The 16,328-nt window shown below is 67.6% G+C and carries 14 protein-coding genes; 9 read left to right on the forward strand and 5 right to left on the reverse strand.

Translation table 11 applies throughout. The features are described 5' to 3' along the window. Positions 1–33: 33 nt before the first annotated feature. Together ASF77_RS04515 and ASF77_RS04520 are read left to right on the forward strand one after the other, a co-directional pair. Positions 34–1,830 carry an amidohydrolase gene (locus ASF77_RS04515; protein ID WP_056334999.1) on the forward strand — a complete coding sequence of 599 codons (1,797 nt, stop codon included), beginning with the start codon at positions 34–36 and terminating at the stop codon, positions 1,828–1,830. 94 nt (positions 1,831–1,924) lie between these two features. Then, entirely contained in the window at positions 1,925–2,827 is a 903-nt protein-coding gene (locus ASF77_RS04520) for a cupin-like domain-containing protein (protein ID WP_056335003.1), read from the forward strand. Positions 2,828–2,834: 7 nt separating this feature from the next. Here ASF77_RS04520 and ASF77_RS04525 read toward each other — a convergent pair whose 3' ends face one another. Continuing rightward, on the reverse strand, positions 2,835–3,530 hold the full coding sequence (locus tag ASF77_RS04525; protein ID WP_082493551.1) for a trimeric intracellular cation channel family protein: 696 nt from the start codon (positions 3,528–3,530) through the stop codon (positions 2,835–2,837). A 539-nt stretch (positions 3,531–4,069) separates the two neighbouring features. Here ASF77_RS04525 and ASF77_RS04530 point away from each other — a divergent pair. After that, positions 4,070–4,639 carry a hypothetical protein gene (locus ASF77_RS04530; RefSeq protein WP_056335005.1) on the forward strand — a complete coding sequence of 190 codons (570 nt, stop codon included), beginning with the start codon at positions 4,070–4,072 and terminating at the stop codon, positions 4,637–4,639. 52 nt (positions 4,640–4,691) lie between these two features. Here ASF77_RS04530 and ASF77_RS04535 read toward each other — a convergent pair whose 3' ends face one another. The 3 genes from ASF77_RS04535 to zwf form a co-directional block, all read right to left on the reverse strand. Further along, positions 4,692–5,258, reverse strand: coding sequence for a cohesin domain-containing protein (locus ASF77_RS04535; RefSeq protein ID WP_082493606.1), 567 nt, complete (start codon positions 5,256–5,258; stop codon positions 4,692–4,694). A gap of 80 nt (positions 5,259–5,338) precedes the next feature. Then, on the reverse strand, positions 5,339–8,374 hold the full coding sequence (locus tag ASF77_RS04540; protein ID WP_229445233.1) for a M12 family metallo-peptidase: 3,036 nt from the start codon (positions 8,372–8,374) through the stop codon (positions 5,339–5,341). Between the two features lie 329 nt (positions 8,375–8,703). After that, positions 8,704–10,176, reverse strand: a complete 1,473-nt coding sequence (gene zwf / locus ASF77_RS04545) for a glucose-6-phosphate dehydrogenase (RefSeq protein WP_056335011.1) — start codon at positions 10,174–10,176, stop codon at positions 8,704–8,706. A gap of 195 nt (positions 10,177–10,371) precedes the next feature. Here zwf and ASF77_RS04550 point away from each other — a divergent pair, with 195 nt between their 5' ends. The 5 genes from ASF77_RS04550 (at position 10,372) to ASF77_RS04565 (ending at position 14,253) form a co-directional block, all read left to right on the forward strand. Beyond that, complete coding sequence (locus tag ASF77_RS04550) at positions 10,372–12,201, forward strand: acyl-CoA dehydrogenase (protein WP_056335014.1); 1,830 nt, start codon at positions 10,372–10,374, stop codon at positions 12,199–12,201. Further along, positions 12,201–12,806, forward strand: a complete 606-nt coding sequence (locus ASF77_RS04555) for a hypothetical protein (RefSeq protein WP_056335018.1) — start codon at positions 12,201–12,203, stop codon at positions 12,804–12,806. The genes ASF77_RS04550 and ASF77_RS04555 overlap by 1 nt, the downstream gene beginning before the upstream one ends. Further along, positions 12,803–12,943: a hypothetical protein gene (locus ASF77_RS24025; protein ID WP_156648724.1), complete on the forward strand. Its 141-nt coding sequence runs from the start codon at positions 12,803–12,805 to the stop codon at positions 12,941–12,943. The genes ASF77_RS04555 and ASF77_RS24025 overlap by 4 nt, the downstream gene beginning before the upstream one ends. Before the next feature lie 70 nt (positions 12,944–13,013). Further along, positions 13,014–13,622 carry a PH domain-containing protein gene (locus ASF77_RS04560; RefSeq protein ID WP_056335021.1) on the forward strand — a complete coding sequence of 203 codons (609 nt, stop codon included), beginning with the start codon at positions 13,014–13,016 and terminating at the stop codon, positions 13,620–13,622. 100 nt (positions 13,623–13,722) lie between these two features. Then, complete coding sequence (locus ASF77_RS04565) at positions 13,723–14,253, forward strand: GNAT family N-acetyltransferase (protein WP_056335024.1); 531 nt, start codon at positions 13,723–13,725, stop codon at positions 14,251–14,253. 86 nt (positions 14,254–14,339) lie between these two features. Here the strand turns inward: ASF77_RS04565 and ASF77_RS04570 are convergent, their stop codons facing one another. Beyond that, on the reverse strand, positions 14,340–14,651 hold the full coding sequence (locus ASF77_RS04570; RefSeq protein WP_056335028.1) for a hypothetical protein: 312 nt from the start codon (positions 14,649–14,651) through the stop codon (positions 14,340–14,342). A gap of 385 nt (positions 14,652–15,036) precedes the next feature. Between ASF77_RS04570 and ASF77_RS04575 the strand changes: the two genes are divergently transcribed. Next, complete coding sequence (locus tag ASF77_RS04575) at positions 15,037–16,254, forward strand: YeeE/YedE family protein (RefSeq protein WP_056335033.1); 1,218 nt, start codon at positions 15,037–15,039, stop codon at positions 16,252–16,254. Positions 16,255–16,328: the final 74 nt, after the last annotated feature.

Below are 16,328 nucleotides of genomic sequence, written 5' to 3' on the forward strand. Positions count from 1 at the left end.
CGCCTTCCTCGACCGCAGCCGACCGGGAGACCCATGTACCCCATCGCCGTTCTCGTCTTCGCACTCGCCGCCGCGCCCATCCCGGCGCATGCGGCGCCGCCGGCCGACCTGGTTTACCACAACGGCCATGTCCACACGGTCGACGCGCAGGACAGCGTGCACCAGGCGCTGGCCGTCCGCGCGGGACGTATCGTCCACGTCGGCGCCGACGCCGGCGCGCTGGCCCTGGCAGGGAAAAGCACGCGCGTGATCGACCTGCAGGGGCGCATGCTGATGCCTGGCCTGGTCGACGCCCACATGCATCCGCAGTCCGGCGGCAGCCGCCTGCTCGACTGCAGCCTGGACTACGCGCGCCTGAGCGTGCCGCAGTTCCAGGCGCGCATCCAGGCCTGCCTGGATCGCGAGCCGGCGAAGGAGCCGGATCGCCCGCTGGTGGTGGTTAACTGGTTCCAGCAGGGGATGCAGCCGGACGGCGTCAGCACCAGTGCGGCAACGCTGGCGGGTTTGCGCACGAGGCGCCCGATCCTGGTGCGTTCTTCCTTCGGCCACTCTGTGTTGCTCAACGCGCGCGCCATCGCCCTGGCCGGCATCGCCCGCGGCACGCCCGATCCGGCCGGCGGCAAAATCGTACGCGATGCCCACGGCCACGCCACCGGCCTGCTCGAAGACGCCGCCCAGGAACTGGCCATGCGCCGGCTGCCGCCGCTGACCGCGGCCGAAAACCTGGCGGCGTCCACCGCCGCGCTGGACGCGATGCGCCGGCAGGGCATTACCAGCTTCCTCGACGCCTGGACGGACGTCGAGACCATGACGGCCTTCAGGAAGCTGCAGCGCCAGGGCAGGCTGAGCGCGCGCGCACACTTCGCGCCGCTGATCGACCTCGACAAGGGCGCCACCCCGCGCAGCGCCGTTGCCGCGCTGCTGGCGCAGAAGAAGCGCTTCGACCAGGGGCCGACGCGCGTGCGGCCGTCGATGCAGGTGCGCCACGCCAAACTCTTCATGGACGGCGTGATCGCCGCCCCGGCCTTTACCGGCGCCATGCTGGAACCCTATCTGGCCGACATGGGGACGGCCGGGCGGCCGGACTGGCGGCCCGGCGCCAATCGCGGGCCGGCGGACTATTTTCCCCCGGCCGCGCTCGATGCCACGCTGGCCGATCTGGCGAACGCGCGCATCGATGCGCACATCCACGCCGACGGCGACCGCGCCGTGCGCGCCTCGCTCGACGCCATCGAACGCCTGCGCGCCGGGCGCCCCGGGTTCGAGATGCGGCCGGCGCTGGCGCACGCCGAAATCGTCGACCCAGCCGACTACCCGCGCTTCGCCCGCCTCGGCACGACGCCGGTCGTGTCCTTCCAGTGGGCCAAGCCGGCGCCCGACACGGTCGGCGCGCTGCGCGACTATCTTGGCCCGGCGCGCCATGCCCGCGTCGAACCGCAGGCCGTGCTGCTGAACGCCGGCGCCCGTGTCGCCTACGGCAGCGACTGGCCGGTCGATCCGCTGAACCTGCCGTTCGCCTTCAAGGTCGCCGTCACCCGCCGCGCTGCGCCTGATGCCGGCCCCGAATTCGCCGGCAGGCTGACGTCGCAACCCGGCATGCCGCGCGCCGCCGTGCTGCGCGCGGCCACGATCGACGCGGCCTACACGCTGCGCCAGGAGAAGTCGACCGGGTCGCTGGAAGTGGGCAAGCTGGCCGACCTGATTGTCCTCGACCGGAATGTCATCACTGTTCCAGAAGACGAGATCGCTAACATCAAGGTCGTGCAGACTGTGGTGGGTGGAAAAGTCGTCTACGAGGCCGGAGATCTCGTCCGGACACCGCAGTCCTAGCGCCGCCGCTTGCGCGGTTCGCCGCGCGATACGCTATCCTGTCGCCTGTCTCGAATGGCGGGACGATGAATCGAAGGTGTCGCAGGGTGGTGAGATGGTAGAAAAGGATGATGTGCAGGCGGGCCAGGCGCAATTGCAGCGCCTGCCGCCGCGCCTGACGCCGGAGGAAACGGCGGCGCGCAAGGCGGCGCGCGAACGGCGCGATGCCGACATGCGCGGCGTGTCCTCGATCGACGCCATGCGGGCGGCGATCAAGGGGGGCGCGCAGCGGCTGCCGCCGTTCACGCAGATCCCGCGCCTGGGCAGGCTCGACGCGTCCGGCTTCCTGGCGCGGGCCGCGGGAGGCATGCCCTTTCTGATGGCGGGCGTGGCCAGCCGCTGGCCGCTGGCCTCCTTCACTCCGCAGACCCTGCGCGAACGCTTCAGCGCGCTGCCGGTGCGGGCCCGCGTCGGCGACTACGTCAACACGGCCTTTGCGTCCGACCGCGCGATGCGGGACATGTCGATGCGCGAGTACCTGGCGCTGGCCGACAGCGGCGCGGCAGGCCTGCCGCCTTACCTGGGCAATCTGGAACTGCGTGAACTGAACCGCTTCTGCCATTGGCCCGCCTATTTCACCAAGCCCGGCCCGCCGCGTTTCTGGCTCGGCCCGGCGGGCACGGTGACGCCGCTGCATGCCGATTACGACGACAACCTGTTCGTGCAGATCTGGGGATCGAAGCGGATCTTCCTGGCCCCGCCGCACCATGACGCATTCCTCTATCCGCGCGAAGCGAACGCGCTGCTGTTCGGCTCTCCTTTCGATCCGGAAGCGCCGGACTACGAACGCTTCCCGCTGGCGCGCCAGGCGGCGCTGGTGGAACTGGTCGTGCAGCCGGGCGACATGCTGTACGTGCCGGCCGGCTGGTTCCACCAGGTGCGTTCGCTGAGCTTTTCTCTGTCGTCGAACCGCTGGTCGCGCACCATGCCATTGGCGCTGCTACACGCCTCTCCCTGAATCCGGATCAGCGATTGTCGTCGCGCTCGTCGACTTCGCGCTGACCGGACGTGTGTTCCGGGATACGCGCGCGCGGCAGATGCCAGTCGTACTTGACGGCGACCATGCGCAGGCCGAAGCACAGCAGCGCGCCGGCCACCGCGGTGGCCGTGGTCGGCAACTGCAGGGCGTCGCCGAGGACGACGACGCCGGCGCCGGCCAGCGCGGCAACGGCATAGATGTCCGACCTGAACACGGCCGGCACGTTCGAGAGCAGCACGTCGCGGGCGATGCCGCCGCCGATGCCGGTCAACATGCCGAGCAGGGCGGCCATGCCGGGCGCGAGGCCGTAGACCAGCGCCTTCTGGGCGCCGGCCACGCAAAACAGGGCCAGGCCGACGGCGTCGAAGAACAGCACGGGCGAGCGCAGGCGGTTGATGACGGGGTACCAGAAGAAGATGACGACGCCGGCCAGCATCGAGACGGCGAGGTAGCGCCAGTCGCTGATCGCGGCCGGCGGCGTGGCGCCGATCAGGAGGTCGCGCACGATACCGCCCGAGTTGGCGGCGACGAAGGACAGCACCAGCACCCCGAAGATGTCGAGGCGGCGGCGGGCGCCGGCGGTAGCGCCGCTGAGGGCGAAGACGAAGGTGCCGACCAGGTCGAGCGTGAGCACGAGGGTCTTCATGGCGGCGCCCATGTCGAGCGAGAGAACGTCAAACACTGTGACTACCTTTGCTGGGGAACGGCTGCGGAACCCGCCATGATAGCGTGTCTGTACGGAGGAGGGAACCTTGGCGGTGGCGCGTTATTTTAGGTGGGTACAAGTGCCCACCTCACTTCCGCGCCACCGCCTGGGCGGGATCGCAAGATACAACAGGCGGCATACCTGGCGCCGAGGATCAGGTATGAAGGCGATCCACCAGGAGCATTGCGATGCCGGGAATGATTAGTTTCCTTGAGGGTGACATCGTTTGCCTTCCTTTCGAGTCGGAGTGGGGTGTTGGCTGGCGAGTGTATTTCCCATTGGAAATTGATCTCCGTGCAGACGCAAGAAATGTCCTTACTACGATTGACCGTTGTCGAGGGAAGCACCTGCGACACGGAAACGACACGCAAGGCCTGGATCAGGAGGTGGATCGCGCGCTCGCTGGCCTGAGGGCGATGCGGCAGGCCACGGGAGGAGGCATACCTTGTAAAGCCGTGCTCGCCGTTTCCCTCAGGCGGACTAGACTGGACACCTCCTTATTTGATCGGCCTACCATGAACATCGTCTGCATCGCCTGGGGTTCGCTCCTGTGGAAACCCCACCCCCTGCGCCTGGCTTCCGGCTGGCATCCCGGCGGCCCGCGCCTGCCGCTCGAATTCGCGCGCGACAGCGACGACAGCGCCGAAGTGGCGCTGGTGCTGTGCGACGAGGCGAAGTTGATGCCGACCTACTGGGCTTATCTGGCGACGGGCGACCTCGATGCGGCGCGCGCGATGCTGGGTGCGCGCGAGAAGATTACGGCGGCACGGCCGGACTGGATCGGCAGCATTCCGGCGCGCGACGGCGCTGTCGAGGATGCCCGTATCAAGGACTGGCTGCGCGGGCGCGGTATCGATGCGGCCGTATGGACGGCGCTCCCCGCCAAGTTCGGCGGGAAAAACGGGCGGGTCGCCTCGGCCACGGAAGTCGTGGCCCGTCTTGACGGGCTCGACCCCGAACGCCGCGCCGCCGCCGAAGAATACGTGCGGCGCACGCCGGCCCACATCGACACACCTTATCGGCGCCTGATCGAAGCGCGCCTGGGGTGGACGCCGCGGCGCGACGCGCATGTGACGTGCATGTGACGAGCGCGTAACGCCGGCCTGGAAAACGCCCCGGCGCTGCGGGGCGCGGATTTCAGGCCTGAGCGGACGGACGGCGGCGGCGCAGGGCCGCGGCGCCGGCCAGGCCGATGCCGAACAGGGCCAGGCTGGCAGGCTCCGGAACGACGCCGACTTCGGCCGGCGCATCGAGCGTGACGGCGATGTCGCGCAGGCTGCTGTCGAGGAAGAGCAGATCCGAGAAACTCAGCGTCGAACTGCCGGCGCGCAGGGCTTCGAAGCGGAACTGCGCCAGGCTGCCGCTGCCGCTCGCGCCCGGAATCGCGCCCACCAGCGAGCCGTAGACGAAGGAGATCGTGCCCGCGCCGTTATCGACGAAACCGCCGAAGCTGTCGGTCGTGCCGGCCGTGCCGAGGAAGGCGCCTTCACCGTAGCCGATCGCGCGCAGCACGCTGGCATCGTAGTTCAGCGTGAACTGGTAGCCGTACAGGTCGGTCACATCGGCGATGCGCACGTCGACATCGACGCTCGAACCGACGGTGGCCGGGTTCGGCGTTACTTCGGTCGACAGGGTCGGCACGGCCCAGGCCTGGGAACTGGCGGCGAGCAGGGCGGCGGCGATTACATTTTTCCACTTCGACATTTGTTTGTCCTTGATAAACATGTGTTTGTCTGAAATTCGTTCATGCGTGCCGGCCGGTTCGTCCCCGGCCGGCACACCGTTCATGCGCAGCTCGTGCCCTTCGGCAGACGCTGGTTCACATAACTCACATCGCGCAGGTCGACGATGCCGTCGCCGTTGAGATCGGCTCGTGCATCGAAGCCGGCCTGGCCGCTGCGTTTGCCGAGCGAGGCTTTCACCAGCGCCAGGTCGGCGCAGTCGACGATGCCGTCGCCGTTGGCGTCGCCGCCGAGACGGATCGCGAAGTCGGCGTCGGACACGTCGAAGAACACGTTGCCGACCGCCTCCACCTTGATGCGCGCGGCCTGGGTGACGACCGCCGGCAGCTTGACGCTTGCGCTGCCGTTGTTCGGCACCGACTCGGCCAGCACGTACGGCCAGGTCTTGCCGCCGTCGGCCGAGAGGCTGATCTTCACGTTGGCGGTATCGACCGGCGCCACGTCCGTGTTGGCCACGCTCCAGGTCACGTTCTGGGTGGAGCCGGTGTCGAGCGTCGCCGGCGTGTTCAGCGCGGTCACGAGGAAGGGGCCGGCCAATGGCGCCAGCACCAGTTTCGTGGTGGCGCTGTTGACGCCGCCGCGGCCGTCGCGCGCAGTGAGCTTGAAGTTCAGCGCGGCCGGCGCGGCATTCACGTTGACCAGGCCGACGTAGGCGGCGGTCGGCAGGAACTCCGAGAAGCACTCGATCTGCGCGGGCGTCGGCGGCGTGCTCGCGGCCGGGCAAGCGCCGCTGCGCGCATTGGTGTTGTTCGCCAGGATCTGCGCCATGTCGGGGAAGACCCGGGTCGGATCGGCCGTCGTGTGGTTTTCGCCGGGCGAGTTGTATTCCAGCGTGTCAAGGCCGACGACGACCGCGCGGGTGCCGAACTGGCGGAACAGCGGGCCATTGAGCTTGGTGTTGTTGACCAGGCCCGTGCCGGCGGCGCCGCCGCGGTCGTTCTGCTCCCACATATAGGTGAGCGGGTCCTCGTCGGGATCGAGCGCGCTGCCGGTCAGGGCAAAGGGCGTGCGCACCGGGATGGTGTAGCCGGCCGGTGCAGTGACGCTTGGCGCATTGTTCTCCATGGCCGAGACGGCGCCGCGGCGCGTGGTGGGGCCGCCGACGGCGATCTCGCCGACATAGCCGCTGCAGCCGCTGCAGTTCTCGAGCGTCAGCTGGGCGACGTTCGTGCCCGCCAGCGCGCCGCCGAAGGTCACCGTGAAGGCGGCGTCGCTGAGCGCCGAGACGGTCGCGATCGCGCCGGCCGGCCAGCCGGCCATGCCTTCGATCGCCGCCTTCACCCCCAGCGCGGTGTAGTTCGTGCCGCGCACGATCGGCGCCGACAGGGCGCCGTTCCAGGCGAGCTGGAACTGGCGGCCATCGGTATTGAAGCCGGTGAGCGCGGCCACCTGCACTTCGTTGACGATGGTCTCCGCGGCGGAGGTATGGGCGACGATTTCGTCGAAGCTGCGCTGCGACCAGTACGGATCGCTGTGCGTCTGCAGGTTGTCGGTGCTGCAGATGCCGGCGTAGGCCATGATCGACGAACCACTGCCGATCTCCACCGAATTGGCCGCGCTGCGGTTGGTGCCGGCGCAGTTGGCGGTGACGCCGTTGAAGGTATGGTTGCCCGAGAACTGGTGGCCCAGCTCGTGCGCCACGTAGTCGACCGCGAAGAAGTCGCCGGTCGGGTAGGGCAGGCCGGTGCAGCCCTGCGCTTTCGCATTGCCGCCGACGACGCCGAGGCTGGCGATGCCGCCGCCATCGAGGCCGAGGGCGATGTGGCCGACGTCGAAGTTGCTGGCGCCCGCCAGCAGGCCGGCGACGATGCGGTTGCGCGACAGCAGGCTGCTGCCGCAGGTCGAGGCCTGGGCCGGGGTGTAGCAGGCGGCCGCGCCGCAGGGGCCGTTCGCGCCGGTCATCTGGGCGTCGGTGTCGAGATTGAGGGCATCGGTGGCGTCGATCAGCACCAGGCGGATCGCGGTCTCGTCCTCGTAGATCTGGGTGACGCGGTTGATCAGCGTGACCTTGGCCGCGGTGACGTTGGCGCCGCCGCCGAAATAGTTCGCGTAGCTCGGATCGGTCACCAGGGCCAGGCGGTAGGTGCGCAGTTGGCCGCCGGCCATCGCGTTCGCGGCCATGGCGGCGTCGACCACCTGGAAGGGCGCGGCGCTCGTTTGCCCGTTCGCGCTGGCGCTCACCTCGAAGGCGCCGGTGCGGCTGGCGCCTGCCGGCAGCATGACGGCGATCGCACCGTTCTTGTCGGCCGTGGCGCTGGCCGTGTGGAGCGCGGGCGTGTCGTCCGCGCCGCGCACGGACAGGCTGACGCTGGCGCCGGGTGCGAAGCCCGCGCCGCGCACTTCGACCGCGTCGCCCTGCTTGTAGAAGGAGCGCGACAGGCTCAGTTGCGCGTCGGGCGCCGCGCGTTCCACCAGCGGGCCGTGCTGGTTGATCAGGTCGGCGCGGCTGTAGCTGGCGTAGACGCTGGTGTCGTGCTGGTAGTAGGGGTCGACATACCAGCCGCCGTTCGGCGAGCGCACCGAGGCATGCAGGCCGAGCGGCGTGATGTCCATGCGCAGGGTCGCAGCCGGATCGTCGATGCCGCGGCCCTTATAGGTCTTGATGCCGGGATGCTTGGCCGCCAGCCCTGGTTCCATGATCGAGGACTCGACCAGCGTAAAGCGCTGGTAGCCGCCGTCCGGGTGCGGCAGGTCGACCGTCAGCGGACTGGCCATGGCGCGGCTGCTGCGTTCGGCCGGGGCGCCCGCCGTGAGCGACTGCATGCCGGCCAGGTCGAGCACGGCGCCGCGCGCACGGCGCAGCTTGAGGGCCGGCGTGCGCGCCGCGGCGCCCGCGGTGGCGGCCGTCGCCGCTTTCGCCGTCGGTGCGCCGGCGGCGTCGGCCGGCAAGGCGACATCCTGCCAGTGGGCTGCGGCGCGCTGGTTCGTCACCGGCGCGTGGACGGCGGCCGCCTGCGCCAGCGGCACGGCGCCGCACAGGGCGAGCGCCATGCAGAGCGCGAGGGTGCGGGGCTTGCCGGGGGAAGTACGCATCTGTTGCAACCCGCCGGACGGCGGGGTCGAGGCTTTCTTGCTCATGCAATATCCTTTACGATGGGTTCTGGATCCGATGGCTTCGTGCGTCTCATGCGGGCGCTGCCAGTTCGCAAGGAGTATGTCCCTCGTTCGATGCAAACAATGCAACAACGCTGGATCGATAATATTGCCGAAATTATATTTAACGCAAGAAATTAATTAATATTTCGCAAAGCGTCCCGGCGCGGTGCAAAAACGGTGCGGTTAGGGAATAGTGAGCCCGCTCCCGGTGCGGAGCGGGAGCGGGCGGGCACCGCGCGGGCGCGTGCGGGAAGGGAAGAGTGCGAGCGGCGTGGCCGCGGACGGCGCCACGCCTTGCGGTGATCAGGGACTTATTCGACCCAGCTGAAGCCGTCGCGCGCGAGCAGCGCAAAGGCTTCCGGCGGCCCCCAGGAACCGGCCGCATACGCATGCGGCTTCTCGCCCAGGGTGGCCCAGCCGTCGATGATCGGATCGGCCCAAGACCATGCCGCTTCGAGTTCGTCGCGGCGCATGAAGTGGGTCAGGCGGCCGCGCACGACGTCGATCAGGAGCCGCTCGTAGGCTTCGGCGCGGCGCTGCTGGAAGGCCGACTGCAGGTCGAGGTTCAACGCGACCTGCTGCATCTGCATACCGCTGCCCGGCTCCTTGGCCATGATCTGCAGCTTGATCGCCTCTTCCGGCTGCAGCTCGATCACCAGCCGGTTGGCGACGCCGCCGGGCGCGCCCGGGAACAGCGGGAAGGGCGGGTTGGCGAATTCGATGACGATCTTCGAAGAGCGGCGCGCCATGCGCTTGCCGGTACGCAGATAGAAGGGCACCTTCGACCAGCGCCAGGTGTCGATGTGGGCGCGCAGGGCGACGAAGGTCTCGGTGCTGGTGTCGGGCGGGACGTTCTTCTCCTCCAGGTAGCCCGGCACTTCCTGGTTGCCGCTGACGCCATGGCCGTACTGGCCGCGCACGGTGTCGCGCGCGATGTCGGCCAGGCCAAGGCGCCGCAGCGAACGCAGCACCTTCAGTTTTTCGTCGCGCACGGCGTCGGGCGCGAGCGAGGTCGGCGGCTCCATCGCCACGATGCACAGCAGTTGCAGCAGGTGGTTCTGCACCATGTCGCGCATGGCGCCGGTGCCGTCGTAGAAGCCGGCGCGGCTGCCCACGCCGACTTCCTCGGCCACCGTGATCTGCACGCTCGAGATGTTCGGCGCGCGCCAGATCGGCTCCAGGATCGAATTCCCGAAGCGCAGCACCATCAGGTTCTGCACGGTCTCCTTGCCGAGGTAATGGTCGATGCGGTAGATCTGCGATTCGGCGAAGTGCTTGCCGACGGCTTCGTTGATCTCGATCGCCGAGGCGAGGTCGGTGCCCAGCGGCTTTTCCAGCACCACGCGCGCGTTGGCGTCGACCAGGCCGGAGCCAGCGAGCTTGTCGCAGATGGTGGTGAACAGCGCGGGCGCGGTCGACAGGTAGAACACGCGCTCGGCGCCCGGGCGCGAGGCCGCGGCCAGGCTGGAAAAGTCGGGCGCCGCCTGCACGTCGAGCATGACGTATTCGAGCAGCTGCAGGAAGCCGTCCCAGGTCTTGTCGTTGAAGTTCGCGGCGGCGATGAAGCCGCGCGAATGCGCTTCCACATGGGCCAGGTAGGCGTCGCGGTCGAGCTGCTGGCGGCCGGTGGAAAGGATGCGGGTCGAGGGCGGCAGGTTGCCGTGCAGGTAAGCCATGTACAGCGCCGGCAGGAGTTTGCGCATGGCCAGGTCGCCCATGCCGCCGAAGATGGTCATGTCGAGGGGGAGGGCGGAATTGGCTGCGGGCGCGGTCGGTGGGGTCATGGTTTCAACCTTTAGAATTTGTGATCGACGCTCGGCGGCAAAACGCGAGCGTGTTCGGGTGTCAAATACTATAGCCTAGATCGCAAACCCGGATGGCACGGCGCGCGCCGGGCTGGCCCCAAGGCGGCGGCTTCGCGAGAATCCGCGGATCGGTTATCCTTGCAGTAGACCAAACGATAACAACGAGGGGACGCCATGCAATCCACCATCCTGAACCGCCGCGACATCGATTTTCTGCTCTACGAATGGCTCGACGTCGAGTCCCTGACGCGCCGCGCGCGCTACGCCGACCATAGCCGCGAGACCTTCAGCGCGGCCGTGGACACGGCCGAGCAGATCGCGACCGACCTGTTCGCGCCGCATAACAAGAAGAGCGACGCCAACGAGCCGCACTTCGACGGCGAGCGCGTCGCCATGATCCCGGAAGTCAAGACGGCGCTCGACGCTTTCTGCGCGGCCGGCTTCATGGCGGCAGGCCAGGACTACGACTACGAGGGCATGCAGCTGCCGTACGTCGTTGACCGCGCCATCGCGGCGTACTTCACGGCCGCGAACGTGGCGACCTCCGCCTACACCTTCCTCACGATGGGCAACGCCAACACGCTGCTCAAGACGGCGACGCCGCGCCAGGTCGAACGCTTCGTGCGGCCGCAGCTGGCCGGACGTTTTTTCGGCACCATGTGCCTGTCCGAGCCGCAGGCCGGCTCCAGCCTGTCCGACATCACGACCCGCGCCGAGCTTGACGCCGTCGACGGCCCCGAGGGCGAGCGCCAGTATCGCCTCACTGGCAACAAGATGTGGATCTCGGCCGGCGAACACGAACTGGCCGAGAACATCGTGCACCTGGTGCTGGCCAAGATCCCCGGCCCGGACGGCAAGCTGATCCCCGGCGTGAAGGGCATCTCGCTGTTCATCGTGCCGAAGTACCTGGTCAACGAGGACGGCTCGCTCGGCGAGCGCAACGACATCGCGCTGGCGGGCCTGAATCACAAGATGGGCAACCGCGGCACCACCAACTGCCTGCTCAATTTTGGCGAGGGCAAGTTCAAGCCGGGCGGCCGCGCCGGCGCCATCGGCTACCTGGTGGGCGAGCCGCACAAGGGCCTGGCCAACATGTTCCACATGATGAACGAGGCGCGCATCGGCGTCGGCCTGGGCGCCACCGTGCTCGGCGTGACCGGCTACCTGCACGCGCTCGACTATGCGCGCAACCGCCCTCAGGGGCGCCATCCGGCCGAGAAGGATCCGGCCAAGCCGCAGGTCGCGATCATCGAGCACACCGATGTGCGCCGCATGCTGCTGGCCCAGAAGGCCTACACGGAAGGCGCGCTGGCGCTGATCCTGTACTGCGCGCGCCTGGTCGACGAGCAGCGCACGGGTGAATCGCCCGAGGCACAGACCCGCGCCGGCATGCTGCTCGATTTCCTCACGCCGATCGCCAAGTCCTGGCCGTCGCAGTGGTGCACCGAGGCCAACAGCCTGGCAATCCAGGTGCACGGCGGCTACGGCTACACGCGCGAATACAATGTCGAGCAGTTCTACCGCGACAACCGCCTGAACCCGATCCACGAAGGCACGCACGGCATCCACGGCCTCGACCTCCTGGGCCGCAAGGTGGCGATCCAGGGCGGCGCCCTGTTCAAGGCGGTGGGCGAGGAGGTCGCGGCCAGCATCGCCCGTGCGCGCGCGCTCGACGACGCCGGCCTGGGCGCCTATGCCGGCCAGCTGGAGGCGCTCTGGGGGCGCATCGGCAAGGTGACGGCGACGCTGTACGGCGCCGGCGACATGAACAAGACCCTGGCCAACGCCAGCCTGTATCTGGAGGCGGTGGGCCACGCGGTGATCGCCTGGATGTGGCTGGAGCAGGCAATGGTGGCGCAAAAGGGTGCGGATGACTTCTATCGCGGCAAGCTGCAGGCCTGCCGCTACTTCTTCAACTGGGAACTGCCGAAGGCGGCCCAGCAGCTCGACCTGCTGGAAACGGTCGACACGACCACGCTCGACATGCAGGACGCGTGGTTCTGATGGCCGAACCCTTCGACCCGGCGGGTCAGCTCACGCTGAACGACATCGAGATCGGCGCGCGCCTGGCCGAGGCGCTGGTGCATCACGTGCGCAAGAACGGCGCCGCGCCGATCGGGTATGCCGAGCTGCTCGAACTCGGACGCTTCCTCGATCCGCACGACGCGGCAATGGCGCGCGCCGAGGTACTCGGGATCGCCGCCAAGCTGCGGTTCGTGAGCGCGTTCTGCCTCGAGGGCGGCTATCCGGATCTGGCCTGCCTGGCCGTGCATCCGGCGACCATGCGTCCGGCGCCGGCGTTTGCCGGCGACTGGGAAGCGGCGCGCGGAGCGGTCGCCGCCTTCGACTGGACGCCCGCGCTGGCGGCGTTGCCTGACTACGTGCGCGGCGCACGCGCGGCGGTGCCGGCGCGCTTCAAGCCGCGCAAGGAGCGCCCGGCCGAAGTGTCCTGGTATGCCTATTTTTGCGCCCACCGCGAGGCCTGCAAGAACATTACCTCGGGCGACAAGCGGGAAGTCGTCAACCTGGTGATGGCCGGGCTCGACCCGGAAACGGCGCTGCGCCGCTTCCTGGCGGCGAAGTCGGCCTTCGAGGCGGCCTCATCATGAGTGGCGTCGTCGTGCTCTTCGCCATCCTGGCGCTTGCCGTCCTGGTCTGGGTGCTGGTCACCAATGCGCGCGACCGCAAGCGCTTCGAAAAGGAACTCGAGGAAGACCTTGCCGACGACACCGATCGGCGCGAGTAAGGGCACTGAAGAGTTACTTGCTGCAGTTAAATAGTGGTAATGTGGCTTTTTTCATCATACGAGGACGATCATGTTCAAGAAACTGGCGGCGGAAGCACTGGGCATCAGCGATATCGGCGTCATCATCGGGCCGGCCGATTACAACAAGGTCGATGCGGACGATTATCTGTTCAGCGAAGACGGTGAGCAGATCTTCTTCCTCATCAAGAGCAAGAAGGACGAATACTGCTTCACCAACCTGGCGCTGATCCACGTCGACGGCGATTCGGCCGTGTCCTCGAAGCGCACCATCAAGCGCTACGACTATGCCGCGCACCAGGTCTCCGGCGTGAGCATCGAAACGGCCGGCACGTTGGACATGGACATCGAGCTCAAATTCCGGATGGACACCACGGCTTTCTCGATCGACGTCAAGAAGACTTTCATCGAGCAGCTCAAGGACATTTATAAAGCCCTGATCACGATCGGCAAGCAGCAGCACCGCGACGCGGTGGGACGCGATAACGCGCTTCGCACGCTCGATGCGACGGCCTCGGTACACAAATTGAATATCGCGCCCGGCGCGGGCGGCCTGGTGAGCCAGTTCGAGGAGCTCCTGGGCGCGTTGAACAAGGCGATGCTGGAGACGCATACCAAGCGCGATTTCAGTGACGTGTTCACGAAGTACATCCACAACTGAGGCGCTCCGGACGCGCACCGCACTCATCGCCGGCAACAGGTGCTTATCCAGCAGCACATGGAATCGAGCACTTGGAATCGACCACATTGGAATCGAGCGCATGCAAAGCGAATTCAAGGCAACTGTTCCCTACCTTTACACGGATCGTCTCGTGCTCCGTGAATATCGGCGCGAAGACTTCGCGGCGTTCGCAGCGCATCTCGCCGACCCGGTCAGCGCCGCCCACCTGGGTACGGTCGACCGCGAGGGCGCATGGCGGATCTTCTCGTCGCAAGCAGGCTTATGGCTCATCCATGGCGCCGGATGGTGGGCGCTCGAAGAGAAGGAAACCGGCCGGCTCATCGGGCATATCGGTGCGTTCTTTCGCGAGGACGCCACCATGATGGAACTCGGCTGGAATACCTACCGCGCCTTCTGGGGCCGGGGATTCGCGAACGAAGCGGCGGCGGCAGTCTTGCGCCATGCCTTCGAGACCCGGCGCGAACCGAAAGTGCGCGCGCTCATCGATACGGACAATGTCTCGTCGCGCCGCGTTGCCATGCGCCTTGGCATGGCCTATGAAACGGACATGCCCTTGTACGGGAAGTCGGTCGGCGTGTATACACGCGAGCGCGAAGGCTTTGCGGTCTGAACCTGCAGCACGCCAGGCTTGAAGCGCCTGACGACACTGTCAGGGCAAGGCCGGCAACGCAGCCATGGCAGCGTTGTCAGGTGCTCTTAGTAGGTGAACGTCCTGGCCTGGGCGCAGTCCAGGTAAGCCATCCGCGTGCGCAGCGACCAGATTTCCTTGGCGATGTCGTGCAGTGCGACTTCCTTGTCGTGCGCGCGTTGGCGCATGTCCGCCGGTGCCGACGGACCAATGTCCGCCAGTCCCGGCGTCGTGTGGACGACGGTCGAAAAGAGCGCACTGCGGGCAGCGATGTCGGAAGCGAGCTGGGTGCAGAATGCGGTGCTGTCCTCGGCGGGTTGCGCTGCCGAGGCGGGGGCGGTGGACAGCGCGAAGCAGAATAGCGCGATTGATTTCTTCATGATCGGTTCGAGATGACGCGAGACGGATGGTGCTGCAGGGCCGGGATGCGCCGATTCGTTCGGGAGGCAGCGCTCGCGGTGGGTGGTGCAGACGCTGGTGTTCTGGACAAAAAATCCCGCTAGCAGTGTAGCGGGCGGAAGCTATCTTGCATGCCAAAATAGAGGAGACAGCCGAATTATGCTGCAGTGCAGCATCGCGCGCTAATTTTTTCTCGTGATACCAGACATTTTGGCGAGGTATGGAACCCGCGTCGCCGAGGCATACCGTCTTCGCTCGCGCCGCGTGTGCAGTCCATCCACCGTCGCCCCGAACCTCGCCGTCTCCTGCAAGCCCCGCCGAAATGCGCGAGAATGGCGGGCTTCGCCGTCAACCGCCTTTCCCGCCATGTCCACTCCCGCTTCCCCGACCCTGCGTCCCGGCGCCGCCATCAATCCGAAGCCGTTCGCCGTGTCCCTGTTCCTGATCGCCCTCGGGGCCTGGTTCCTGACGACGAACGTCGGCCCCAAACAGGCGCTCCTGTTCGTCGTCGGCGCGCTGCTCGGCCTGTCGCTGTACCACGCCGCCTTCGGCTTCACCTCCGCCTGGCGCGTCTTCATCGCCGATGGGCGCGGCGCCGGCCTGCGCGCGCAGATGCTGATGCTGGCCGTCGGCGTGGCGCTGTTCTTCCCGGCGCTCGCCAGCGGCACCCTGTTCGGCAACCCGGTGAGCGGGCTGGTCTCGCCGGCCGGCACGTCGGTGATCGTCGGTGCGTTCATTTTCGGCATCGGCATGCAGTTGGGTGGCGGCTGCGCCTCGGGCACGCTGTACACGGTCGGCGGCGGCAGCACGCGCATGCTTGTAACGCTGTTCTTCTTCATCGTCGGCTCGTTGATCGCCACTGCCCACATGCCGTTCTGGACTTCGCTGCCTCAGCTGGCGCCGATCTCGCTGGTCAAGACCCTGGGCCTGACGCCGGCGCTGGCGCTGAACTGGGCCGTGTTCGCGGCGATCGCCGCCATCACGGTCGTCGTCGAGAAGCGCCGTCACGGCCGCCTGGTCGATCCGGTCATGCGCCATGCCGATCGTTCGCCCTGGGTGTACGGCCCGTGGCCGCTGGTGGCCGGTGCGCTGGCGCTGGTGCTGCTGAACTTCGCGACGCTGGCGCTTGCCGGCCGGCCCTGGGGCGTGACCTCGGCCTTCGCCCTGTGGGGCGCCAAGGCGGCGTCCGCGATTGGCATCGACGTCGCCAGCTGGACTTACTGGTCGACCAAGGCGAATGCCGCCGCGCTGGCCGCGCCGCTGTCGCAGGACGTGACGACGGTGATGGACATCGGCATCGTGCTCGGTGCGATGCTGGCGGCTGCGCTGGCCGGGCGCTATGCGCCGGTCTGGCGCCTGCCGCTGCGGTCGTTGATTGCGGCCGTCGTCGGCGGCCTGCTGCTCGGGTATGGGGCGCGCTTGGCGTATGGCTGCAATATCGGCGCCTATTTCAGCGGCATCGTGTCGGGCAGCCTGCATGGGTGGCTGTGGCTGGTGTTTGCGTTCATCGGGAACGTGCTGGGGACGCGCCTGCGGCCGCTGTTCGGGCTGGAGGTGGAGCGGGTGAAGGCGTCGGGGTGTTGATGTCCGCACGATTCGAATGATCCGCGGCGTTGCGGGGTGGTTTGATTGAGCCGTTAGCGCGTTCGGTAGCAACG

Source organism: Massilia sp. Leaf139, from assembly GCF_001424165.1.
Classification (GTDB): Bacteria; Pseudomonadota; Gammaproteobacteria; order Burkholderiales; family Burkholderiaceae_D; genus Telluria.